The sequence below is a fragment of the Corynebacterium sp. LaCa117 genome (assembly GCF_046717765.1).
GTDB classification, from domain to species: domain Bacteria; phylum Actinomycetota; class Actinomycetes; order Mycobacteriales; family Mycobacteriaceae; genus Corynebacterium; species Corynebacterium kefirresidentii.
This window is the reverse complement of sequence record NZ_CP177102.1, coordinates 2,305,038-2,328,242: the sequence shown is the minus strand read 5'-3', so window position 1 is coordinate 2,328,242 and position 23,205 is coordinate 2,305,038. Positions and strand designations below refer to the sequence as shown.

Below are 23,205 nucleotides of genomic sequence, written 5' to 3'. Positions count from 1 at the left end.
GTAGTGAGTCAAGCTCACTACCCAGCCCACAAGGAGTCCCATAACGTTCACCGCCCAGACCGGAAGTTCGCAGCGCGGAGCTTAGTCGCGCAGGCGGGCGTAGATGCGTCGGTGCTGCTCGATGAAGCCGAGCTTCTCCGCCAGCCGCACTCCTGCGGTATTGGAAGCCGGCACGGTGAGGTAGGCGTGCTCGGCGCCGTTATTGCGACCCCAGTGCAGCAGGTGTTGGAGCATCAGCGTGCCGTATCCGCGGCGGCGGAAGTCCTTGGCCACCTCGATGGAAGAAAGGCCCAGCCACGTGGTGCCATCGCCGGATTCGCTCAGGGTGCCGCGGGCGATGGCTATGGTCTCGCCATCGAGGACTAGGCGGCCAAAGCCGAGCGTTCCCTCGACGTGAGCGCCAAGGCTCTGCAACGCCTCGGCAGAAAGGGCATCGGTGCGGGATTGATACATCGCCAGCCACTCGTCATCGGGCTGGGCGGTGAGGTGGAAGGTGGGGGAGGAAGAGGGGGCGTCGGCAAGCGCGGGCAGATCCCTCAGGACCATGGCGAGGATCTCTGGCTCGGTCTCCCAGGCGGGGTCGGCGAGCAGGCGCTCGGCCGGCTTGCCAATGCGCTCCGGAACCACTAGGCGCACCGGGAGGTTGTGGCGAGCATAGAAGGCCTTAATCTCCTCCAGTGGCACCGGGGTAAAGCCGGCCGAAGGGCCCACCGGCACGGCAGAGTTGGAGCGGCCGGAAACCCCGTCGCTCGCGCGCAACAGCCAGGAACCGTCGCTGGTCCAGGCGTGGTCCGTGCCAGGGAAAGCCGCGGCCGCGGCAACCTCCACGGCGCGGATATCGGAATTGCGGACCATGCGTGGAGAGAGGCGCTTGATGATCTTTAGCTGCTCCGGCGGGATCTCCACCGCCTCCAGGTCGGAAGGGTAGCCGCCGACCTCTTGTGGGCGAATGACCAGCGGGTCGAGGCTGAGTACGTGACCGATGACATCGCTATGGACGCCGCCGAAATCGCGCCGGGCCACCACGCGCTCGCCTACCTGGACGGCATCGGAGCGGAAAATGCGTGACATTAGTCGTCGTGGCCGAAGGGATCGGCGTCCTCGCCCGGTAACCAGGAGTAACCCGGCTCGGTCCAGCCGTGGCGCTTAATGGCCTTCTTGGCCTGGCGCTTATAGCGGCCGATGAGGGTATCGGTGTAGAGGAAGCCATCGAGGTGGCCGGTCTCGTGCTGCAGGCAGCGGGCGAAAAAGCCATAACCCTCGACGGAAATGTCATTGCCGTTTTCGTCCTTGCCGGTCACGCGCGCCCAGTCGGCGCGGCCGGTGGGAAAGCCCTCGCCCGGCACGGAGAGGCAGCCCTCGTCATCGGAGCCGTCGTCGGCAGGCATGGTCTCTGGAATCTCGGAGGTTTCCAGCACGGGGTTGATGACGCAGCCCTTGCGCATGCCTGCCTCCTCGGATGGCAGCTCGGTGCCATTGGGGCCATCCGTATCGGGGCAGTGGTAGACAAAGAGGCGCTTGCCAATTCCTACCTGGTTAGCGGCCAGGCCCACGCCATTGGCGGCGTCCATGGTTTCATACATGTCCGCGATGAGCTGCTGCATTTCCGGGGTGGAAATCTCGGATTCTTCCACCGGTTGGGTGGGTTCGTGAAGCACGGTCTCGCCGTGGATAACGATGGGGCGAATAGTCATGCCTTACAGTTTAGGCATGAACCCCTTGTCTGACCTAGACGCCGCCATTTTGGACTTCGAGGAAACCGCGCCGCGCAGCATTGGCCGCAAGGAAGAGGCTATTCGTGCGCAGCTGGATATCTCCCCGGTGCGCTACCACCAGCGCCTTAACCTGCTTCTCGATGCCCCCGCGGCCGCCCAATCCCATCCCCTCCTGGTTGCACGGCTGCGTCGCCTGCGCGAAGAGCGAGAAGACACGCGGCGCGCCGCGCAGGGAAATACCCCAGATAGTTAATTCTGAGTACTAGTGTTGCGTATGTGACTAATGTGAATCCGGAAAATTCGACCGACAAGGTATCCGACGAAACCCGCGCCGGCTCTGCTGCCGGTGCGTCCGCTTCCCGTGCCGCTAAGCGCCCCGCTGGTGGCGGCGCGCACGCTAAAAAGGGCGGACTCCCGCTGCGCGGCCTAGCGATGGTCCTCATCGCGGTGGCCGTCATGCTCGGCCTCTGGGCTTTGTACTCCATAACCTCGGGCGACGATGATTCCACCGTGGCCTCCGAAAGCAAGCAAGAAAACTCCACCGGTTCCACCATTGGTGCCGCACCCGAAGGCTCCGCTGGTTCCGCTGCCGCAGGTTCCCGTGCCCCCGGTGCCCCAGGCGCTTCCGAGGGCGCAAGCGCTCCTTCCCCTGCACCGGCGCCAGGTGAGGGCGATGCCCCGCGTGACCCAGCTTCTTCCGGTGCTGCCGACGAGGCTGCTGCGCCTCAGGGCAATGGCGCTGCAGGAGAGGAAAACGCCCACTCCGCCGCGCGCGACCGCAATGATATTAAGGTCAGCGTCCTCAATAACTCCGGTGAGGTAGACAAGGCCAAGAAGGAAGCCGATTCCCTCAAGGGCGGCGGCTTCAAGGTGGGCTACGTGGGAAACCTGCCTGGCGATGTCCTTACCGTCCCGAAGACCACCGTCTTCTACCCGGAAGGCGATACCTCCGCTGAAGCACTGGCCAAAGAGGTAGCCGCTCGCTACCAGGCCGATATCGCGCCCATGAATCGCGACCTGCCTAAGGAAGCAACCGATGACGGCGCCGTCGTCGTCGCCCTAGCGGTGCCGCAGGCCTAAGCTAACTGCGTACCTGACCGAAAGTCCAAGGCCATCCGGCCCGACAGAACCTCCATTGTTCTGTGGCCGGATGCCCTTGGACTTTTATGATCTGAGCTATTGCCTATCCGCACGGCCGCCGCTGAGAATGGGTTAAATAAAATTCACGTCTTAATACCTGTCAGCCGTTAAGCTGAATGGGTGAAGATCCCGGCAGAACAATTCGCCCGCTCTCCCGAACCAACGCTAGGCGTGGAATGGGAGGTAGCGCTCGTGGACCGCGAAACGCGCGACCTCGTCCCGCGCGGTGCGGAACTTATCGATCTGGCCAATGCGACCTATCCCGATATCCATCTGGAAAAGGAATTTCTCCAAAATACGGTGGAGCTAGTTACAGGCATTTGTCACACCGTGCCGGAAGCAATCGCTGACCTGCAAAAGTCCCTGAACGCGGTGGAAGAAGCCGCCGATAAGCTGGGCGTAGATGTCTGGGCATCCGGTGGGCACCCATTTACGGATTTCCGCGAGAATCCGCTTTCGGATAAGCCCAGCTACCAAGAAATCATCGCGCGCACCCAGTACTGGGGCAAGCAGATGTTGCTATGGGGCACGCACGTACACGTGGGCATTAGCCACGAGGACCGCGTGTGGCCCATCATCAATGCGCTAATGACCAAGTACCCCCACTTGCTGGCCTTATCTGCGTGCTCGCCGGGGTGGGAGGGCCTGGATACCGGCTATGCTTCCAACCGCACCATGCTCTACCAGCAGCTGCCCACCGCAGGCATGCCATATCAATTCCGCGATTGGGCCGAGTGGCAGTCCTATATGCGCGACCAAGCGATTTCCGGCGTTATCAACCACACCGGCTCCATGCACTTTGATATTCGGCCGGCCGCCAAGTGGGGCACGGTGGAGGTGCGCGTGAGCGATGCGACGTCGAACCTGCGCGAGCTTTCCGTCATCGTTGCGCTCACCCACTGCTTGGTGGTCTACTATGACCGGCTTATCGACGCCGCGGAACCCCTTCCCACCCTGCAGCCCTGGCACGTGGCAGAAAATAAGTGGCGCGGCGCCCGCTACGGCATGGATGCGCTGGTGATTACCTCCCGCGAGACCGATGAGGCCTGGGTCAAAGACGAGCTAGCACAGATGGTAGAAGAGCTCGCCCCCATCGCCCGCGAGCTGGGATGCTTCAATGAGCTGCAGCTTATCCACGAAATCATTGATGGCGGCGCCGGCTATGAGCGGCAGCGCCGCCTGTTCAAAGAAACTGGCAGCTGGCGCGAGGTGGTTGAGGAGACCTGCCGCGAGCTGCGCACCTTCCGCCCGCTCTAAAGCGGGAGGGCAGGGGGTGGCCGGTAGCCGCCTCGGGCTTAGTCCTCGGAGCGCGAGTGGCGCCCATAGGCCGGGGTATCGGGGATATCGGTGATGTCCTGGGACGCGGGGAAAGCGCGCGTTTCGGGACCCACCGCGGGCATTTCTGCCGTTTCATCGCTGATAGTGCGCGCTGCTCGTGAATGACCACCACGGGTCGTAGACTCGGTGTTCACTGAATGCGCCGGACGGCCCGTGGTCGTGGTGGCAGCAGATTGCGCGGCAGCTGGCTGCTGGGGGCTACCAGGGGTGGTCGTTTCCTTGGCCGGTTGGGTGCCAGGGATAAATCCCCACACCGCGTAGAAGGCGATATAGATGACGCCGGCGCCGGTAAAGGCCAACATGCCCCAGGGCTGCAGATCCCAGTGGTTGAGGGAGCGGCTCGCAGCAGATAGCCACACGGGGGCGGAAATGAACGGCATGGTTACCGCACACATGGCCAGCACCGATACGAAACCAGCGAACTGTGCGCCGAGGAAGCCGTGCAAGCGCCTGCCCAGCGCCTGGTTAACGGAAACTAGTACGACGACGGCCAAAGGCACCGTCCATACCCAGTGGTGATACCAGGAGAAGGGAGAGACCAAGCAGGAACTGATACCGGCGAGCGCGAGCGCCGCCGAGTTATTACGGTGCTTCATCGCGGTACGCAGCGCCAGGCAGGTCAGAATGAAGACCACGACCACGGCGGCGAGCCAGACCCAGCCGCCGTCGATGCCCCACGCGCGGACCATCACGGAGCGAATGGACTGGGCACCTGGATTAGTGTGCTCGCCCACGCGGGAGGATTTAAAGATTGCGTCGGTCCAGAATTCGGCGGCATCCGGGATGGTTACAAAGCCAATGGCAACGGTTACCGCGAACGTCAAGATGGCGATAATCGCTTGCCACCAGCGCTTCTGGAAGAGCAGAACCAGTCCCATATAAGCGGGGGTAAGTTTCATACCCGCAGCCAAACCGATGCCGATGCCCGGCAGGGCCCGCTTGCGCGGGAGGAGGTCCAAGGCAACCAGCAACATTAAGAAGATGTTGATCTGGCCAAAGAATAGGGTGCCGTGTACCGGTTCATTTGCCGGGGTGCAGCACAAAAGCAAGATGCCCAATAACCACATTGCCGGGGAGAGCTTGAGCCCGCGCTCGCGCAGAACCAGCATGATGACCGTAAACAGGGCAAGGGCGGTGCCGCCTTGCCAAAGGAGGATCAAAGGGTCGTCGGCAAGCGAGGAAAGCCACGTGAAAAGAGTGCCGGAAAAGGGCGGATAGGTAAAAGGCAGGTCACCAATATAGGCGTTATCGTACAAGTTCGCGCCCTGCGCTACCTCACCACCGGCGAGCCAATAAATCTTCAGATCTAGCGGAACGCGCCACACAAAGGCGCTATTGCCATCGTAGATGCTGAAGCGATAGACAATGACGCCGATGAGGGCGGCGAGCAAAGTCACCACAGTGGGAAGCCCATAAAGCTTTTTCACGGTGAAAAGCGTCTCCTACTTGCGGCGCAGCGACTTCGCGGCGGGGCGGTCGTTGCGGGACATGGTTTCCTCGGTGCCGTACAGTCCCTCACGGCGTGCAATACGTGAGGTGCGCTGCGCGGTTACCGGGCTAGTGAACATGGCAAACAGTACCAGCAAAATGAGCATTCCTAAATCCCCCCGCTCGGCCACGCTGAAGGATTCCGCGCCCGTGAGGCGGATGATCGCGCCCAGGATGGTGAGGATAAGACCGGTGGTCTGCGGCTTGCTCACCGCGTGTACGCGCGACATTGTGTCCTTGAATCGAGCGATGCCGATGGCCGCGGCCAAGGTGAGGAAGCTGCCGCTAATAATGAGGATGAGCGAGAGCACATCAGCGATAAAGGACCAGCTCATTGGTTATCCCTCTTCCTAAACCTTGTAACCGACACGGTAGAGATAAAGCCCAAGAGTGCAATGACCAGCATGGCCGAAACCACCGTGGTGTTGAGCGACCAGCACATGTAGGTAGCGAGCGCGCACTGGAACATGGCGGTAAAGCCATCCATACCCACCAAACGGTCCAGCGAATTCGGCCCGGTGATAATGCGCCAGACGGTAATGAGGAAGGAGACGACCAGCAGCGCGGCGGCCACCAGCAAAATCGCATTGTAGATCTGAGGATCCATTAGGGGTGGCTCCTTTCAAAGATTTCGATGAATGAGGACTCCATACGGGCCACGGCATTGATCTCGCGCTGGATTTGCTCCTCATCGTGGGCATCCAAGATGTGGACGGTGAGCATGCGGTTAGCAATATCAATATCGGTTACCGTGCCACCCGGTTGCAGGTTGTACAGCGTCACCGCCAAAGAGATGGCAAACTCATTATCCAAGCGCATGGGCAGCTCTAAGATGGCGGTCTTGGGCACCGGCTGCGGGCGCACGGCCAGCCATCCCACCTTGAGCGAGGCGTAAAACAACTCCCAGAACCAGCGGAGCATAAAAGCAATGAGCTTGCCCCAGGAGACGTCGATGCCGGTAATCGGCATGGCCGGCAGCGGTAGGGCAAAGACAATAACGACGCCGATGATAAGTCCCGCCACCAAGTTTCCCACGGTAACCTCGCCCATCAGCATGCACCACATGACAACTAGCCAGACGATAAACCACGGGCGGAAGCGGTGGCGTATACCGGAAAAGCGCGTATTAGTCATCGCTAATATCCTTCCTCTTGGCGGCATCCGGGGACTTTACGTCGGTGGAATGCGCATCGCGTCCACCGGCTTCCGGGTCGGTGCGGGCATCCAAGCCCGCTGAGGCCGGAGGCTCCGCCTCAGGAGAGGGGCTGCGCCTATTTTCATAGGAATCAGCGCCGCCGGTGTAGCGCTCCTTCTGGTTGAGGTGGCGGGTGGGGTCATCCGCGCGGTCGCCCAGTACCGCGTACTGGTAGATGGACGTATCCTGCGCGGATTCGGCCGCGCGCGAGGTTACACCGGAAATCGGTCCGGCCAGGAAAGTAATGGACGTAGACGCGGCCACCAGCAGGGTCGTAGAGGCGATCATGCCGAAGGGCACCCTGCCCACATCCTGGCGAGAGGAAAATTCCACCTCATCGGTGATATCGGACAGCGGGGCCGGGCGGGCGAGCGCCACGTTGCCTTCGGGGGCATCGGCACGGTCGCGTTGAAAGCCCTTGGCCCACACCAGCATCATCACGTAGAGGGTAAGCAGGGAGGTAGCCACGGCTCCAACGATAAGTACCCAGGCCATCCAGGATCCTTCATTCGCACCGGCTTGCAGCAAAATGACCTTGCCGAGGAAACCGGAGAACGGCGGGATGCCGCCCAGATTAATGGCGGGGATGAAATACAAGATTCCGATGAGCGGGGCGGAATACATCAGCGAGCCCAAACGGCGCAGCGAAGATGTTCCGGCCTGGCGCTCAACCAGTCCGACCACTAGGAAGAGCGCAGTCTGGACCAGAATGTGGTGTACGGCGTAGAAGATGGCGCCAGAAAGCCCCTGCGCGGTACCCAAAGAGACGCCGAAGATCATATAACCAATGTGGCTGACCAGGGTAAAAGACAAAAGGCGCTTAATATCGGATTGCGCGATGGCACCCAAAATACCCACCAGCATCGTGGCGAGGGCTACCCACATGAGCACGGTATCGAGCCCACCGGCAGTGAAAATGGAAGTGCGGGCGCGGATGATGGCGTAGACACCCACCTTGGTCAGCAGGCCGGCAAAGACGGCCGTGACTAGCGAAGGTGCCGTGGGATAGGAGTCCGGCAGCCAGGCATCCAGCGGGACCACGGCGGCCTTAATACCAAAGGCGACGAGCAGCGTGGCAAAGATAGCGGTGCGAGTTCCTTCCGGAATGTCCTGCATGCGCTGGCCAATCTGTGCCATGTTCATCGTGCCCACGGAGGAATACACATACCCCAACGCGAGCAAGAAGATCATGGATGAGGCCATCGACACCATCACGTAGCCCACGCCGGCGCGAACTCGACCAGCCGAGGCACCTAAGGTCAACAGCACATAGGACGCCACGAGGAAGACCTCGAAGCCCACGTAAAGGTTGAAGAGATCGCCGGCCAAAAAGGAGATATTAACGCCCATGGTCAGCAGCATGTAGGTGGGCAAGAAGACGGCCACCGGCTCGTCCTTGGTGCCATCGCGCACGCCCTGGGAAATGGCGTACCAAATGACAGAAAACAGCACCACGGAGGACGTAAAGAGCATGACCGCAGAGAGGCGATCCGCCACGAGCGTGATGCCCACCGGGGCGTCCCAGCCTCCTACCTGCAGGGTTTGGATGCCTTCAAAATCCGCGATGAGGATGAGTACGGCATTGACCACGGCGGTAATAAGCAGTGAGAAAAATACGATCTGGCGCTGCGCATTGGGAATGCGGCAAAAAATCAAGGCGAGGGCCGCGGCCACTGCCGGGATGATAATGGGCAGCGGAATGAGGTAGCCGATGTAGGGGAAGAGGGCGTCGACAAGCGGCTGGACGGTCTCACTCATCGCGGGCCCCCTTTACTGGTTCCTCGAAGGATGCAGGGCCGAAGTTATCGCCTTGCTTGGTGGCGCGGCCGGTAGCCGGATCATTGGACGCATCGTGGTCCGGGCTGGCGGCCGCATTGCCGGGGCGCGCAGCCTTGGCGGCAATAGCGGTATCTTCCGCGTCATCTTCAATGACGTCATCCGTGCGGTAGCGGTACTGCCGGTAGGCCAGGGTAAGGATGAAGGCCGTCAGCGCCATGGAAATGACGATGGCAGTCAGAATCATTGCTTGTGCCAGCGGATCTGCAATCTCGGCGCCGAATGGTTCTGAGTCGCGGCCATCGATAGGCGGGGAACCGGCCGAACCGCCGGACTGCAGCAGGAAGAGGTTTGCGCCATTGCCCAAAAGCAGCAGTCCAAGCAGCATTTTGGTCATGGCGCGGTCCAGGAGCAGGTAGACGCCCGCGGCTACGAGCACACCGGCGGCCAAAAGGAGGAAGAGGTTGGCTTCCATTTATTTCTCCTTCCCTGTGGTGGCGGCTGTGTTTGCTGTAGCGGCTTGTTTCTTTTCCTTGCGTTGGGCCCGTTGCGCTTTTTGCTTGGCGGTGCGTTGGCGCTGCTGCCGGGCCAGCGAGCGGGCGCGATCGCGGGCACGTTGCTTACGCATATCTTCTTCTTCATCCAGCTTGGCGCCCAAGGAATTTAGGATGTAGAGCGTGAGTCCCACGACGATGAGGTAGACACCTGCGTCAAAGACCAACGCTGAAGGCAGCGAAACCTTGCCGATGAGCGGAATCTCCGGCGAGGTGTATCCGCTGGTAAGCGGCGGGTGTCCAAAGAACATCGGGGTCACCGTGGCCAGTGCGGACAGCAAGAGACCGGTGCCCATGGTGCGGCCGGCATCAATAGGCAGGGTTTCTTCCAGCTCCGCGCGCCCACCAGCCAGGTAACGCAGGATGAGCGCTAGCGCTGCGACGAGGCCGCCGGCAAAGCCGCCGCCAGGGGCATTGTGGCCGGAGAAGAAGAAGTAGAAGGACAGTGCGACCATGGACGGGAAGAGCACGCGTGTGGAGACATCGATCATCAGCGAGCGGTTGAGTGCTTGCTCAGATTCCACCCCGGCGGCCAGCCACCGCCGGCCGGTAACCCGCAGGGTGGGGCGGCGGCTTTCACGGCCGAAAGATTGGGTGCGATAAATCAGCGAGACCACGCCCAGTGCGGCAATGATAATCACCGTGATTTCGCCAAAGGTATCCCAGGCGCGCAGGTCCACCAGCAAGACATTGACAGTATTGGCACCGTGTCCAATCTCTTTGGCCAGATCCGGCATGAACTCGGAGATGGGCTTGGACTGACGCGCGTTAATAGCAAACATCGCTACCACGGTGACGGTAAGACCCGTTCCCACGGAAAGCCAGGCGCGCAGGCGGCCCATCTTGGGGCCCTGCTTCCATTCAGTAGAGGCCGGCATGCGGCGCAGAACCAGCATGAAAAGAACCATCACGATGGTCTCAGTCAGCAGCTGCGTCAGTGCCAAGTCCGGCGCACCGTGCAGAGCGAAGATGAAGGCGAGAGTATAGCCAGTTACCCCGACGATGATGACGGCTGATAAACGATTATCCGTGACCGTCGCGGCCACGGCGGCCACCATGATGATGAAGGCGGCGACGATCTGCCATGGATTCTCTGCCACGATCATGCGGATATCGGTGAGATCGCCTTTGATGATCATAGCCAGTGGCAGCAGCATCAACGTGGCAAAGATAACCGTCAAGTTCAGCTGCAGGGAGCCGCGCTGCGTGGTTGCCGTCGTGCGCAGCGAGAGCTGCCGCAAAAGAGCGATGACTGAATCATAGGCGTCATCCGCATTGCCCAGCGCGGGGTAGGAGAATTGCCACTTGACCAGGACCTGGCGTTGCCAGTGCATAATAATACCGGCCACAATAATGAGTGCGGAGAGGCCCAGCGCCACCGTCAAGCCATGCCACAGGGCTAGCTCGCTATGCTCCTTCGGGCCGAAGGTGGAATTGAGGTGTTGGTCAAAGGCCGCCGAAAGCGGCTTGGGGAATACGCCAAGTACCACTGTCAGGACGGTAAGTAAGACAGGGGAGAGCCATAGCCCTAGGTTGACCGGATGCATCTTGGCGACGGCCTCTGCCAGCTCCGTTCCATTGACCTCCTTCTTGGTGGCAAAGGCACCCCACAAAAAGCGCAGCGTATAGGCCATCGTGAGGATAGAACCGAGGACATAGGCCACAAGCATCATATTGCGCGGCATGCCGACCAAGAGCTCTTCGTGCATGGTGGCTTCCAGCACGGCCTCTTTAGCCACGGAGCCAAACAGTGGTGGGACGCCGGCCATGGAGAACCCGGAAATGATCGCAATACCGAAAAGGAAGGGCTCCTTGCGCCCCAAGCCGGATAGCTTGGTGATATCCCTCGTGCCCGAGCAGTGATCGATAGCTCCGACGACCATAAAAAGCGCCGCCTTAAATAGCGAGTGCGCAAAGGTCAGCGCGAGGCCGGCCTGCATGGCTTCCCGCGAGCCTACGGCCATGATGGAGGTGATAAAACCCAACTGGGAGACGGTGCCATAAGCCAAAATCAGCTTCAGGTCGCGCTGTTTGAGCGCCATCCAGCCGCCGAGCAGCATGGTAAATACGCCGAGGGAGATAACCACCACGTGCCAGGTGGCCACCTCATACATCGAGGGTGCCAAGCGCCCGACGAGGTAGATGCCGGCCTTAACCATCGCGGCGGAGTGGAGATAAGCGGAGACCGGAGTCGGCGCGGCCATCGCGCCGGGGAGCCAAAAGTGCGCCGGTACGATTGCGGACTTTGTCAGCGCGCCCGCCAAGATGAGCACGATGGCCACCGTGACATAGGGTGTTTGCGCAAAGTTCTCATAGGCGGAGATATCACTAAAGGTCCACGCCCCAGTTTGCCGCCCGAGCAAGATAATGCCCATGAGCATGGTTAGCCCGCCCAGCGCGGTGACCATCAGCGCCTGCTGGGCCGCGCGGCGGGAGGAGGCTCGTTCCGCATAGTAGCTAACCAAGAGATAAGACAGCAGGGAGGTAATTTCCCAGAACACGTACATCAGCAGGAAATTATCCGCGGCCACTAGACCAAACATGGCGGTGGCGAAGCCCACCATTTGCGCCGCGAACATGGCCAAACGGCGTCGCGTGCCGTCGAAATAGCCCCAGCAGTAGATCAATACCAGCGCGCCCATGCCCAAGATGATGAGGCTAAACAGCGCGCCTAGTCCGTCTAAGCGGAGGTCAAAACTTAGGTTCGCGGAGGGCATCCATTCCACGGTGTGCTCAACCGCGCCACCGTCTGCGAAGGTGCCGCGCAGAAAGTGCATGAGCGTCCACACAAAGCCTGCGCCGGGGACTAAGGCCAAAATTCCAAATGCCGGGCGACCCATTCGCATGATGAGCAGCGGTGCCACCACGGTGGCGGCGATGAGAGTACCCAGGAGTATTAGCACGTTGGTTACTGCGCTCCTTTTGGTTGTATCGCGTGTTCTTGCCCCGCTGCCGCGAATACCACGAGCATCACAACTACTGAGAGACGAGAACATTCACGAGCCGCACGCCGCTGAGTACGCTGCGGTGGCATAGTGCAAGCAACATGGCCGAGCGCGGGGCCAACTTTTTGCCACTTTACCGGCTTTTCTATGGCTTTGAAAGAACTATTTTTGGCTCTGTATTATATGCTGCTATTTTGCGGCATAAAGAAACCCCGCTCCGTGGGGAGCGGGGTACGCCGCAGTGCCGCGGCAATAGCCAGGACCCAGGCTGGACTAGGGCCGCAAACCTTAGGAGTAGCGCTGCAGGAAGAGTGCCTCGGCTGCGGCAATATTTTCGATCTCGGTGGGATCCACCGACTCATTGGCGGAGTGAATGGTGCACTTGGGCTCCTCCACACCGTAGAAGGCGATCTCCGCGTTCGGGTGCGCCTCTTGCAGCTCGGTGGTCAGCGGAATGGAACCGCCCATGCCCTGTGCGGCGGTTTCTGCGTTATAGGCCTCGGAAAGGCATTCGCCTAGGAGGGCAGCGGCTGGCTTTTCCGGATCGGTGGCAAAGCCGGCATTGGACTCGAGCACCTCGGCCTTGACGTGGGCGCCCCAAGGGGTGTGGCTGCGGAGGTGCGCACAGACGGCGTCGGCAATCGCGGCGGCATCGGCGCCAGCCGGAACGCGCAGGTTGAGCTGGGCGGAAGCGGTAGCGGGCACGGCGTTTACAGCCTCGGATACTGGGGTGGAGGTAAAGCCAGTGACGGTAATGGCTGGGCGGGACCAGACCATAGAGGCCACTGGCGTGGCGCCGGCCGGGTCATCTTCGCCCATGATCTTGGTGCCCTCCAGCAGCTGTGCATCGGCACGGAAGGCCTCGGCTGGGTACTCCTGGCCGGACCACTCGGCGGTGGTATCTACGCCATCGATAACGGTGCGGCCGTACTCATCGGAAAGGGAGTCGATGGCGCGCATCAGGGCTTTGGCGGCGTCCGGGGCCGCGCCACCAAATTGGCCGGAGTGAACGCCGGCGGCCAGCGTATTGACCTGCACACCAATCTGCGCGCCGCCGCGTAGGGAAGTGGTCAAGGTGGGCTGGCCTACGGCGGAGTTGCCGGCATCGGCGATGAGGATGGCATCGGCCGCAAAAAGCTCCGGGCAGTCCTTGATGAGCTGGGACAGGCCCTCGCCACCGCGTTCCTCAGAACCCTCGATGAGGTACTTCAGGTTGACCTTGGTGCCGCCGTTATTGTCCACCGCGCGCAGGGCCGCAAGGTGCATGGCCACATTGCCCTTGCAATCGGCGGCGCCGCGGCCGTACCAGCGAGTAGAGCCATCGGCGGCCTGGCGCTCAGTCAGGGTAAAAGGATCAGAATCCCACGCTTCGCGGTTGCCCGCCGGTACTACGTCATAGTGGGAGTAAAGCAGGACGGTTTTGGCCCCCTCGTCGCCCTTGCGCTCGCCCAAAATGGCGGTGGAGCCATCGGCCGTGGTGATGGTTTCCACGCTCACTCCGGCTTCTTCGAGTGCGGACTTAACCCACTGGCTCGCGCCCTTGGTCTGGTCCTCCAAGCCCTCCTCATTGTGGACGGAGTTGAAGGCTACGAGCTCGCTGAGCTGGCGGAAAATGGTCTCGCGGTCGTTGCGGATGCTTTCATTAAGTGCAGTCATGTGTACTACCGTACCCGCCCTGCCCAAGCTATAGAGCAACCGGAATAGGAAAACGCTGGGGTGGTGAACTAAAATTTATTCATTCCACCCTGTGCGGATTTTGTCCGTTCGGACCTCATTCCGGCGAGGAATCGGGGACAAACAGACAGGAACGGACGTGGCAGGCTGCGGTTTGTTACGCGGGGTGAAACGAGAAACTTTCATAGCCGAGAATAGAAAGGACCTGGCATGGCGAACGCATCATCCGCCGCAGGTTCCAAGGCCACCCTGCCCGAGCTGACTCTGCGCGGCATTATCATCGGCGGCCTGATTACCCTCATCTTCACCGCTGCCAACGTGTACCTAGGCCTGAAGGTGGGCTTGACCTTTGCTACCTCCATCCCCGCTGCCGTGATTTCCATGGCAGTCTTGCGCCATTTCAAAGGTCATAACATTAAAGAAAATAATATTGTCCAGACCATCGCCTCTGCTGCGGGCACCTTGTCCGCCATCATCTTCGTCCTCCCGGGCCTAGTGATGGTGGGGTACTGGCAGGGCTTCGGCTTCCTGCAGACGGCCGGCGTGTGCATCATCGGCGGCGTGCTGGGCGTGATGTATTCCATTCCGTTGCGCCGCGCTTTGGTAACGGGCTCCGATCTGCCCTACCCGGAGGGCGTGGCCGCGGCCGAGGTCCTCAAGGTAGGCGATGAAAATGCTTCCGGCGCCAGCCAGGAAGAAAATGCCAAGGGCCTGCGCATCATCGTCGCCGGCGGTATTACCTCGGCCGTCATGACGCTGCTGACCGCAATGAAGGCGGCCGCCTCTGAGGTCACCGCCTATTTCAAACTCGGCGCCGGCGCGACCACCCTGGGCACAAGCCTTTCTACCGCCCTTATCGGCGTGGGCCACTTGGTGGGCCTGCCGGTGGGCATCGCCATGCTGGTTGGCGTAGTGATTTCCTATTTCATCTTGCTGCCCATTTTCACCACCGGCGATATTTCGGGCGCCACCGCGCTTGCCGACGTCGTCGATACCACCTTCTCCGATGACATCCGCTTCATCGGCGTGGGCACCATGGCCATTGCCGCTATCTGGACCCTGCTGAAGATTGCCGGGCCCATTGCGCTGGGTATCCGCCAGTCGCTAGCCTCCTCGCGCGCCCGTAAGTCCGGTTCCGCCGTGGATGTGACCGAGCGAGATATTCCCTTCCCTTATGTTGCCACCACCATCGTGGCGTTGATGGTGCCCATCGCGCTGCTGCTGTGGGACTTCGTACGGGGTACCGATATCCACGACCATATGGCCGTGCTCATTACCGTCTCCGTGCTCTTTACGTTGTTGGTAGGCCTCATTATCGCCTCCGTGTGCGGCTACATGGCGGGCCTGATTGGTGCGTCTAACTCGCCGATTTCCTCCATCGGCATCATCGCCGTGCTTGCTGCCTCCCTGCTCATCGCCGCCGTTACCCGCGGTACTAGCGCTGATCCTTTGTCCTTGGTGGCCTACACGCTCTTTACCGCGGCCATTGTCTTCGGTATCGCCACCATTTCCAATGACAACCTGCAGGACCTGAAGACCGGCGCACTCGTTGGCGCTACCCCGTGGAAGCAGCAGGTAGCGCTCATTATCGGCGTGGTCTTCGGCTCCCTAGTCATCCCGCCGATTTTGCAGGTCATGCTCAACGGTTTCGGGTTCCAAGGCATGGAGGGTGCGGGCGAAGACGCCTTGGCCGCCCCACAGGCCGCCTTGATGTCTTCGGTTGCCTCCGGCATCTTCGATAGCTCGCTGGATTGGGACCTCATCTTTATCGGCATGGCCATCGGCTCCGTCCTCATTATTATCGACGAACTCCTGCGCAAGTTCACCGATAAGTACTCATTGTCCCCGCTGGCAGCTGGCATGGGTATGTACCTGCCGGCCGCGCTGACCATCGTCATCCCCATCGGCGCGATCCTGGGCACTTTCTACGATAAGTGGGCCGCGAAGCAATCCCGCCCCGAGTTTGCCAAGCGCATGGGAACCCTCCTGGCTACCGGCTTGATCGTAGGTGAGTCCCTCTTTGGCGTGGTCAATGCCGGCATTATCGCCGCTGCTGGCGGTGATAGCCCGCTGGAGATCTTTGCAGGCGGTACCTCCGCCACCGTGGTTGGCGTGATCCTCTTTATTCTTGCGCTGACGTTCATCTACCGCTGGACCAAGCGCACGGTGAAGAGCTCCTAGTTTCTGATCCATTCCTTAATATAATGGCGTCCCTGCATGGGGGCGCCATTTTTTCTTGCAGTCGCGATGGGAGAGTGCCAGAATGGTCGTTAGCACTCGCACAGTATGAGTGCTAGATAAATCTACATCGTTGTGGTTGAGGTTGGTTCACACTCACCAGCCATGCCGTCGCGGGCGTCCGCAGCGAGAAAGACGTGAGTGTCGTCCTCAATAAACCAAGGAGCACAAACACAATGGCAAAGATTATCGCTTTTGATGAAGAGGCCCGCCGCGGCCTTGAGCGCGGCCTGAACACGCTGGCCGACGCCGTCAAGGTCACCCTCGGCCCTAAGGGCCGCAACGTCGTCCTGGAAAAGTCCTGGGGCGCCCCGACCATTACCAACGACGGTGTTTCTATCGCTCGCGAAATCGAGCTCGAGGATGCTTATGAGAAGATTGGCGCCGAGCTGGTCAAGGAAGTAGCTAAGAAGACCGATGACGTCGCTGGCGACGGCACCACCACCGCAACCGTGCTGGCACAGGCTCTGGTACGCGAGGGTCTGCGCAACGTAGCCGCAGGTTCCAACCCTATGGGCATCAAGCGTGGCATCGAGACCGCAACCAAGAAGGTTGTAGACTCCCTGCTGTCTTCCGCTAAGGAAGTAGAAACCCAGGAGCAGATCGCTACCACCGCAGGCATCTCCGCTGCTGACCCGGCTATCGGCGAGAAGATCGCTGAGGCTATGTACACCGTGGGCAACGGCTCCGTAAACAAGGACTCCGTTATCACCGTGGAAGAGTCCAATACCTTCGGCGTTGACCTCGAAGTAACCGAGGGCATGCGCTTTGATAAGGGCTACATCTCCGGCTACTTCGCTACCGATATGGAGCGCCAGGAGGCAGTCCTCGAGGATCCTTATATCCTTCTCGTTTCTTCCAAGATCTCCAATATCAAGGATCTTGTCCCGCTGCTGGAGAAGGTCATGCAGTCCGGCAAGCCGCTGCTTATCATCGCCGAGGACGTTGAGGGTGAGGCCCTGTCCACCCTCGTGGTGAACAAGATCCGCGGCACCTTCAAGTCCGTTGCTGTGAAGGCGCCGGGCTTCGGTGACCGCCGCAAGGCCACCCTGCAGGATATGGCCATCCTTACCGGCGGCCAGGTTATTTCCGAGGAGGTCGGACTCTCCCTCGAGACCGCCGAGCTGGAGTACCTGGGCCAGGCACGCAAGGTTGTTGTCACCAAGGACGAAACCACCATCGTTCAGGGCGCTGGCTCCCAGGAGCAGATCGACGGCCGCATCAAGCAGATCCGTGCCGAGATCGAAAGCTCCGATTCCGACTATGACCGCGAGAAGCTGCAGGAGCGCCTGGCTAAGCTCTCCGGCGGCGTTGCCGTCCTTAAGGTCGGTGCCGCTACCGAGGTTGAGCTCAAGGAGCGCAAGCACCGCATCGAGGACGCAGTTCGCAACGCAAAGGCTGCCGTGGAAGAGGGCATCGTTGCCGGCGGCGGCGTAGCACTGCTGCAGGCTGCTTCCGTTCTGGATTCCCTGGATGACCTCAAGGGTGACGAAGCTACCGGCGTCAAGATCGTCCGCGAGGCTCTGTCCGCACCGCTGAAGCAGATTGCACACAATGCTGGCCTGGAGCCGGGCGTTGTGGCTGACAAGGTTGCCTCCCTGCCAGCAGGCGAAGGCCTGAACGCGGCTACCGGCGAGTACGTCAACCTCATGGAGGCTGGCATCAATGACCCGGTTAAGGTCACCCGCTCTGCGCTGCAGAATGCTGCATCCATTGCAGCTCTGTTCCTGACCACCGAGGCTGTCGTCGCCGACAAGCCTGAGCCGGCCGGCGCCAATAACGGCATGCCGGACGCTGACGCTATGGGCGGCATGGGCTTCTAAGTCCAATCCCAGATAGGTCTAGGAGACGGGCTTAGACAAGGCCCTTAGCGGCCCTCCTAGCACCTTTTGAGCGCCCCGCTTCTGTGCTTTAGAGCGCATGAGACGGGGCGCTTCGGCGTGTCTGCACCAGTTTGCTGCGCAGATACGATATAAGCGCACCGCGATTTTTCGGGCCAATCGCTGAATCTGCTTGTCACTGTAGCTTTCTAATCGGTGCGCATGTTCAACTCACAATGCCCCATTCATTGGCCAAGCAGGCTTACAATTCAGCGCCACGGGACTTAACACGCGAACCATGCACCCCACTGACCCCGTATAGGGGTAATTTTAACGGACTGGATTAGAAAAATTTTCTCGCTTGGGAGGGCTAGTTTACGGGCATAGCTATCGTTCGTTACACCTCGAAGCGTTACAGTGTTAAATTTTATTTAACGCAATCAACTATATGGCAAAAGAAAATCGCAGTTCAGAGCGATTGTGTCGTGAGGTAAAAATATTCCAATACCCCCTATAAGATATAGCTCTTTTCTTATCAAATTGCCAAGATATGAAGACACCTATGCAAACTTGACTTGCTTTAGATTGAACTTGTGCCAAAATATTTCTTGTGACGCCCACTGAGGGTGTCTGCAAACTGCAAACCCCTCCGCGGCAAATAGCTTCGGATCTATTTTAGGAGTTCAAATATGGATCTCTCCACCATCCAGATGCACCTGGACAACTTCGTTAACACCTGGGAAGGCTGGCACAAGGTTGTCGAGGGTCTGTCCAACTGGGTTGGCATTGCTAATGCTTTCGACTCTTTCAAGACCTCCCTCGAGGTAGCTGACGCAGCTCTTCCGGCTCTCAGCTCCAACTAATTCAACCAGCTCTAATTTTCTAAGGAGACACTAAAATGGAGAACCTTTCCTCTACCCTGAACTTTGCTTTCGACATCTTCGGTGGCCTGTTCAACGCTGCTTACACCCTCATTGAGCCGCTGACCGAGGTTGCTAAGGGTGTTTCCCAGCTGATCGGTATGTTCGCATAAGAACATACTTCAGCTCTGAGCTTTAAAGCTCACTGAAGCAAGAAGGCCTACCGTTTCGGTAGGCCTTCTTCTAGTTTTGTTGGCTGCTTGGGGAAGGGGTAACTGCGAACATTTGGCGCGCCTGCTGTCTATATTCGGGTTACACTGAATGCATGACTGATATTAAAGACGACGACCTTCCCGAGATCGACCTGGCAAAAACTGACGGCTACGTCGTCGATGGAACCGACGAGGATGATCCTTCGCTGATCATGCCGGACGGTTCCCCGGTTCAGACTTGGCGGGAAAATTACCCCTACGATGAGCGCATGACTCGCGATGAGTACGAGTCTGTGAAGCGTGCGCTACAGATTGAACTGCTGAAGTGGCAGAACTGGACTAAAGAGACTGGCCAGCGCCACATCATCATCTTTGAAGGTCGCGACGCGGCCGGCAAGGGCGGTACTATCAAGCGCTTTAATGAGCACCTGAACCCGCGTGGTGCCCGTACTGTGGCCTTGGAAAAGCCGTCGCCGCGTGAATCTACCTCGTGGTATTTCCAGCGCTATATTGAGCATTTCCCGGCTGGTGGCGAGATTGTCTTCTTTGACCGCTCTTGGTACAACCGCTCTGGTGTGGAGCGCGTTATGGGCTTTTGTACCGAAAGCCAGCATGCGGAGTTCCTTCGTGAGGTTCCGATGCTGGAGAATATGATCCTCGGCTCGGGTATCTCCCTGACTAAGCTGTGGTTCTCGGTTACGCGTAAGGAGCAGCGCACCCGCTTCGCCATTCGCCAGATTGACCCGGTGCGCCAGTGGAAGCTTTCGCCCATGGACTTGGCTTCGCTGGATAAGTGGGATGACTATACCCGTGCGAAAGAGGAGCAGTTCCGCTACACGGATACGGAAGAATCGCCGTGGATCACCATTAAGTCCAATGACAAGAAGCGTGCCCGTATCAACGCCATGCGCTACGTGCTGTCCAAGTTTGAGTACACCAATAAGGATCATGAGCTGGTGGGCGAGGTCGACGAGAACATCGTTAAGCGTGGTCGCGACCAGATTGGTGACTAGGTTGAGCTAAATTAGCCGCACATTAGGCGGGAAACTCGGTAAGTCCGGGTTTCCCGCTTTTTGTTTTAGAGGTACCAAAAGGGGGGTAAATAGGGAGGAATAGTTTCGCGGAAATCTGGGCATTTTAAAGGGCTATTTCCGTGCGGTTATGTTACGGAACCGTAGGTAACATTGTCGAAAACTATTTGTGGTCTCCGTCTCGGAATATTTAGCATCACTGTTATCTCAATCTCATCTGGCGAACCGATATGAGCTACGACACCTCAAGGAGACAGTGATGATGAAGAAGCACCTCACCGCTTGCCTAACGGCAGCGGCAGTAGTGGCGGCACCAGTGACGGTATCTGGCACGCTTGCGGCAGGGGCAATCGCCCAGGAGGTCCCAGCGCCTGCGCCAGCGGCGGACCAAAAGCCAGATGTGTTGGGACGCCCGACCGTCTCGGAGAAGCAGGTATCTGATGAGGATGGCTATTTCGACAGCGCGCACGGCCACGGCGTCAAGATTTACTACCGCACACAAAAGGTGGCCAACCCGCGGGGAGCGGTGGTTCTGGCACATGGTGTGTCCGAGCATTCGGGGCGTTACGATTACGTCGCTAAGCGGCTGCTGGATGCGGGCTACAACGTCTACCGCGTAGACCACCGCGGGCACGGCAAGTCCGCTGGCGGCAGCGTGCCACTGGGGCACATCGATAATTTCCAGTACATCTTGGATGATTTCGACCATGTGGTGGACATGGCGAAGAAAGAAAATCAGGGCGCTAAGACTTTTCTGCTTGGCCACTCGATGGGCTCGCTGACCGTAGAGGCCTATGGCATCCGCAACCCGGGCAAGGTAGATGGCATCATCACCAATGGTGGTGGCGCGCCGCTGAACCTTTCGGGCAAGAATGTTGCGGGAAAGAACATCACGCCGGATGATATTTCTGAGACCCAAAAGAAACTGGACCCCACCATTTTTGAGCGCCTACCGCTGGCCCAGCTCACCAGTTTCAATGCCCACTACGCGCAGAACCTAATCCCGCACCGCACCGAAATTGGTGTGGACTCGCCGGAGTGGAGCAAGGGCATCACGATGTCTAATCCGTTTACAGATGGTACTTCCACTAACCAGGCGGTGAAGGACGAATATGCCTCGAGTCCGCTTATCGCGCAGAAGACCAGTGCCGGTACCGCCCTGCAGCTGGCGGCAATCGCGAATTATGACGCTGTTAATGCGGATCTCTTCACCGCACCTACTCTTATCATGCATGGCACCAAGGACGGCATCGTTCCGCCGTACTTCTCCCAGGATTGGTACAACTCCATTTCCTCCGAGGATGTGGAATACGTGACCTGGGAGGGCCAAAAGCATGAGGTCTTTAATGAGCCGGCAGCCGACCAAGCCCTCGATACCGTCGTGGATTGGCTGGACCGTCACGCCTAGAAGGCAAAGGACATAAGACTAGGACTCTTGGCAGGCATGGAGTGCTTGCCAAGAGTTTACGTATATGTAACCGCCGCGTTGCCCAGCTCAGATAGAAATTGAGTTATGAAAAATAAACTCTGTGCTTTCTCTTCTGCCCTGGCGCTTACCGCAATAGTAGGCGCGCCCGGAGCTGCGGCCCAGTCCTCGCTTCCGGGTTCGTCCTTTGGTTCTTCATTGGGGTCGTCATTCGGCTCTTCGCTGAGTTCTTCACCGGATTCCTCCCATGGCTCCTCCCACGGCTCCTCCACAGGAGACGATGCGCAGCCGGAGAAAACCACCGACTCTCGGGTGCTGTGGCAGGAAAGCTTCGATGAGGTAGACACCCCAGCGTGGTTCACGCACCAAGCACCGGAAGGGTGGAGCTCGAGCGTACAAGGCGTAGATTCGGGCGAGGCCCGCTGGAAGGGCTGGACCTTTGGCGATATGCGCCACTGGACTTGGGCTGCCGGAACCGATATGCGCCACTACTTCACCCAGGCCCATGACACCTTCGCCATCATTGACAATAAACAACAGCGCCTGGCTGAGGGCGATTCCATGACCGCCGAGCTGACCAGCCCGGCTATCCCGGTGGCGGGGCAGGACCGGGTAAATGTGGAATTCGATCACCATTACCGCCAAGGAAAAGCGGGACAAACCGCTACCGTCGAGGTTTCTTTCGATGGCGGCAAGGCACAGGAGATCGCCGCTTTTGATAAGGATGTCTTTTCCAAGCACGAGTCCATCGGCATCGATGTGCCGGCTGGCGCAAGGAAGATGCAGGTCAACTTCCGCTACAACAACGGCAATGATGACTGGTGGTGGGCGGTGGATAATGTGGGCGTCGTCAAGCCGCTGGGCGAGCTTAAAGGCTCACCGCAAGCCACAGTAGACGTGCTTTCCGACGTCCAGGGCGACCCCGAAGACTACAAAGACGCGGTGCGCCAGCTCAACGCCATGGAAGATAAGGCAGGGGCGCTTGTACTCAATGGCGATCTAGTAGATGACGGATCGCAGCAGCAATGGGATGATTTCCTCGCTGCGCATAGCGAGGTGCCGCACGATTCTGGCAAGGAATTGTGGACCATCGGCAACCACGAAATGTATGGCGAAGAGGGCTCCGAGACTTACCTGGGCCGCTTCCTCAAGTACTCCGGACAAGAAAAGCCGTGGAAGGAAGAAGTGGTAAACGGGGTGCCGCTGATTTCTGTCAATACCGAGTTCTATTCCGATATCCTGCGCCACGGAAAAGAGCCATTCCAGCGCATCAGTAAGGAACAGCTCGATTGGCTAGATGAGCGCCTAGCGTACTGGGATGCCAAGGGGACGCCGGCGCTGGTCTTTAGCCATCCTCTATTGCCGCAGACGGTATCGATGTCCCATTCGGCGTGGTACCAGAATGACTTTGAGGACCTCGAGGCGCTATCCAATGTGGTCAATAAGTACAACAATATTGTGTGGTTTAGTAGCCACAGCCACTCTTCGCTGCGCCAAAATAATTGGTGGGGAACCCGCCGCTACGACGGTACCGGCGAAGCTGGGCGCACCGGCTTCCCTGTGGTCAATACCGGCGCCATTCTCAATGAGTACCTGCCGGATGGCGATAACGACGAAAAAATTGTTAAGGAAAAGGAAGAGGCCTCCACTGGTCTGCGGGTCAAGGTTTATGCTGATCGCGTCCGAGTGGAGGCCTGGGACTTCAAGTCCGGCGACATGATTAAATATCAAGATTTTGCGCGGTAGGCAGCAGCTGCGGCCTACCGTGACATAGGAGAATGTGGCTCCTGTAG

Annotated in this window: 20 protein-coding genes; 10 read left to right on the top strand and 10 right to left on the bottom strand. The window is 59.2% G+C overall.

What is annotated here, in order from left to right; all coding sequences use genetic code 11:
* Positions 1 to 81: 81 nt before the first annotated feature.
* Positions 82 to 1,071: a GNAT family N-acetyltransferase gene (locus tag ACLI1L_RS11300; protein ID WP_200435705.1), complete on the bottom strand. Its 990-nt coding sequence runs from the start codon at positions 1,069 to 1,071 to the stop codon at positions 82 to 84.
* Positions 1,071 to 1,694 (bottom strand): peptide deformylase, encoded by a 624-nt coding sequence (locus ACLI1L_RS11295; protein WP_200435706.1) that lies wholly within the window; start codon positions 1,692 to 1,694, stop codon positions 1,071 to 1,073. Before ACLI1L_RS11295 ends, ACLI1L_RS11300 begins: the two co-directional genes overlap by 1 nt.
* Here ACLI1L_RS11295 and ACLI1L_RS11290 point away from each other — a divergent pair.
* The 3 genes from ACLI1L_RS11290 (at position 1,693) to ACLI1L_RS11280 (ending at position 4,112) form a co-directional block, all read left to right on the top strand.
* Entirely contained in the window at positions 1,693 to 1,968 is a 276-nt protein-coding gene (locus ACLI1L_RS11290; protein ID WP_198492101.1) for a DUF3263 domain-containing protein, read from the top strand. The two genes, ACLI1L_RS11295 and ACLI1L_RS11290, sit on opposite strands and share 2 nt — an antisense overlap.
* A 23-nt stretch (positions 1,969 to 1,991) precedes the next feature.
* Positions 1,992 to 2,795 (top strand): LytR C-terminal domain-containing protein, encoded by an 804-nt coding sequence (locus ACLI1L_RS11285; RefSeq protein ID WP_411707587.1) that lies wholly within the window; start codon positions 1,992 to 1,994, stop codon positions 2,793 to 2,795.
* Between the two features lie 180 nt (positions 2,796 to 2,975).
* On the top strand, positions 2,976 to 4,112 hold the full coding sequence (locus ACLI1L_RS11280; RefSeq protein ID WP_411707586.1) for a glutamate--cysteine ligase: 1,137 nt from the start codon (positions 2,976 to 2,978) through the stop codon (positions 4,110 to 4,112).
* Between the two features lie 38 nt (positions 4,113 to 4,150).
* Here ACLI1L_RS11280 and ACLI1L_RS11275 read toward each other — a convergent pair whose 3' ends face one another.
* From ACLI1L_RS11275 to ACLI1L_RS11240, 8 genes are all read right to left on the bottom strand, one after another.
* Positions 4,151 to 5,620 carry a glycosyltransferase 87 family protein gene (locus ACLI1L_RS11275; protein WP_394286188.1) on the bottom strand — a complete coding sequence of 490 codons (1,470 nt, stop codon included), beginning with the start codon at positions 5,618 to 5,620 and terminating at the stop codon, positions 4,151 to 4,153.
* A gap of 15 nt (positions 5,621 to 5,635) precedes the next feature.
* Positions 5,636 to 6,016 (bottom strand): monovalent cation/H(+) antiporter subunit G, encoded by a 381-nt coding sequence (locus ACLI1L_RS11270; RefSeq protein ID WP_411707585.1) that lies wholly within the window; start codon positions 6,014 to 6,016, stop codon positions 5,636 to 5,638.
* Positions 6,013 to 6,288: a monovalent cation/H+ antiporter complex subunit F gene (locus tag ACLI1L_RS11265; protein WP_086588236.1), complete on the bottom strand. Its 276-nt coding sequence runs from the start codon at positions 6,286 to 6,288 to the stop codon at positions 6,013 to 6,015. The genes ACLI1L_RS11270 and ACLI1L_RS11265 overlap by 4 nt, the downstream gene beginning before the upstream one ends.
* Positions 6,288 to 6,815 carry a Na+/H+ antiporter subunit E gene (locus ACLI1L_RS11260; protein ID WP_411707584.1) on the bottom strand — a complete coding sequence of 176 codons (528 nt, stop codon included), beginning with the start codon at positions 6,813 to 6,815 and terminating at the stop codon, positions 6,288 to 6,290. The genes ACLI1L_RS11265 and ACLI1L_RS11260 overlap by 1 nt, the downstream gene beginning before the upstream one ends.
* Positions 6,808 to 8,634, bottom strand: coding sequence for a Na+/H+ antiporter subunit D (locus ACLI1L_RS11255; RefSeq protein WP_086588234.1), 1,827 nt, complete (start codon positions 8,632 to 8,634; stop codon positions 6,808 to 6,810). Before ACLI1L_RS11255 ends, ACLI1L_RS11260 begins: the two co-directional genes overlap by 8 nt.
* Positions 8,627 to 9,127, bottom strand: a complete 501-nt coding sequence (locus tag ACLI1L_RS11250) for a Na(+)/H(+) antiporter subunit C (protein WP_411707583.1) — start codon at positions 9,125 to 9,127, stop codon at positions 8,627 to 8,629. Before ACLI1L_RS11250 ends, ACLI1L_RS11255 begins: the two co-directional genes overlap by 8 nt.
* On the bottom strand, positions 9,128 to 12,109 hold the full coding sequence (locus ACLI1L_RS11245; RefSeq protein ID WP_411707582.1) for a Na+/H+ antiporter subunit A: 2,982 nt from the start codon (positions 12,107 to 12,109) through the stop codon (positions 9,128 to 9,130).
* 330 nt (positions 12,110 to 12,439) lie between these two features.
* Positions 12,440 to 13,807 carry a M20/M25/M40 family metallo-hydrolase gene (locus ACLI1L_RS11240; protein WP_411707581.1) on the bottom strand — a complete coding sequence of 456 codons (1,368 nt, stop codon included), beginning with the start codon at positions 13,805 to 13,807 and terminating at the stop codon, positions 12,440 to 12,442.
* Positions 13,808 to 14,035: 228 nt separating this feature from the next.
* On the opposite strand from ACLI1L_RS11240, the gene ACLI1L_RS11235 reads away from it, so the two are divergent.
* The 7 genes from ACLI1L_RS11235 (at position 14,036) to ACLI1L_RS11205 (ending at position 23,158) form a co-directional block, all read left to right on the top strand.
* A complete protein-coding gene (locus tag ACLI1L_RS11235) occupies positions 14,036 to 16,006 on the top strand; it encodes an OPT family oligopeptide transporter (protein WP_411707580.1) in 1,971 nt (656 codons plus the stop codon).
* A gap of 233 nt (positions 16,007 to 16,239) precedes the next feature.
* A complete protein-coding gene (gene groL / locus ACLI1L_RS11230) occupies positions 16,240 to 17,886 on the top strand; it encodes a chaperonin GroEL (RefSeq protein ID WP_086588229.1) in 1,647 nt (548 codons plus the stop codon).
* A gap of 686 nt (positions 17,887 to 18,572) precedes the next feature.
* Positions 18,573 to 18,746, top strand: a complete 174-nt coding sequence (locus tag ACLI1L_RS11225) for a hypothetical protein (protein WP_005329879.1) — start codon at positions 18,573 to 18,575, stop codon at positions 18,744 to 18,746.
* 35 nt (positions 18,747 to 18,781) lie between these two features.
* Positions 18,782 to 18,916: a hypothetical protein gene (locus ACLI1L_RS11220; RefSeq protein ID WP_411707579.1), complete on the top strand. Its 135-nt coding sequence runs from the start codon at positions 18,782 to 18,784 to the stop codon at positions 18,914 to 18,916.
* A gap of 152 nt (positions 18,917 to 19,068) precedes the next feature.
* On the top strand, positions 19,069 to 19,968 hold the full coding sequence (gene ppk2, locus ACLI1L_RS11215) for a polyphosphate kinase 2 (RefSeq protein WP_086588228.1): 900 nt from the start codon (positions 19,069 to 19,071) through the stop codon (positions 19,966 to 19,968).
* 277 nt (positions 19,969 to 20,245) lie between these two features.
* Entirely contained in the window at positions 20,246 to 21,394 is a 1,149-nt protein-coding gene (locus ACLI1L_RS11210; protein ID WP_411707578.1) for a lysophospholipase, read from the top strand.
* A 105-nt stretch (positions 21,395 to 21,499) separates the two neighbouring features.
* On the top strand, positions 21,500 to 23,158 hold the full coding sequence (locus tag ACLI1L_RS11205; protein WP_411707577.1) for a metallophosphoesterase family protein: 1,659 nt from the start codon (positions 21,500 to 21,502) through the stop codon (positions 23,156 to 23,158).
* Positions 23,159 to 23,205: the final 47 nt, after the last annotated feature.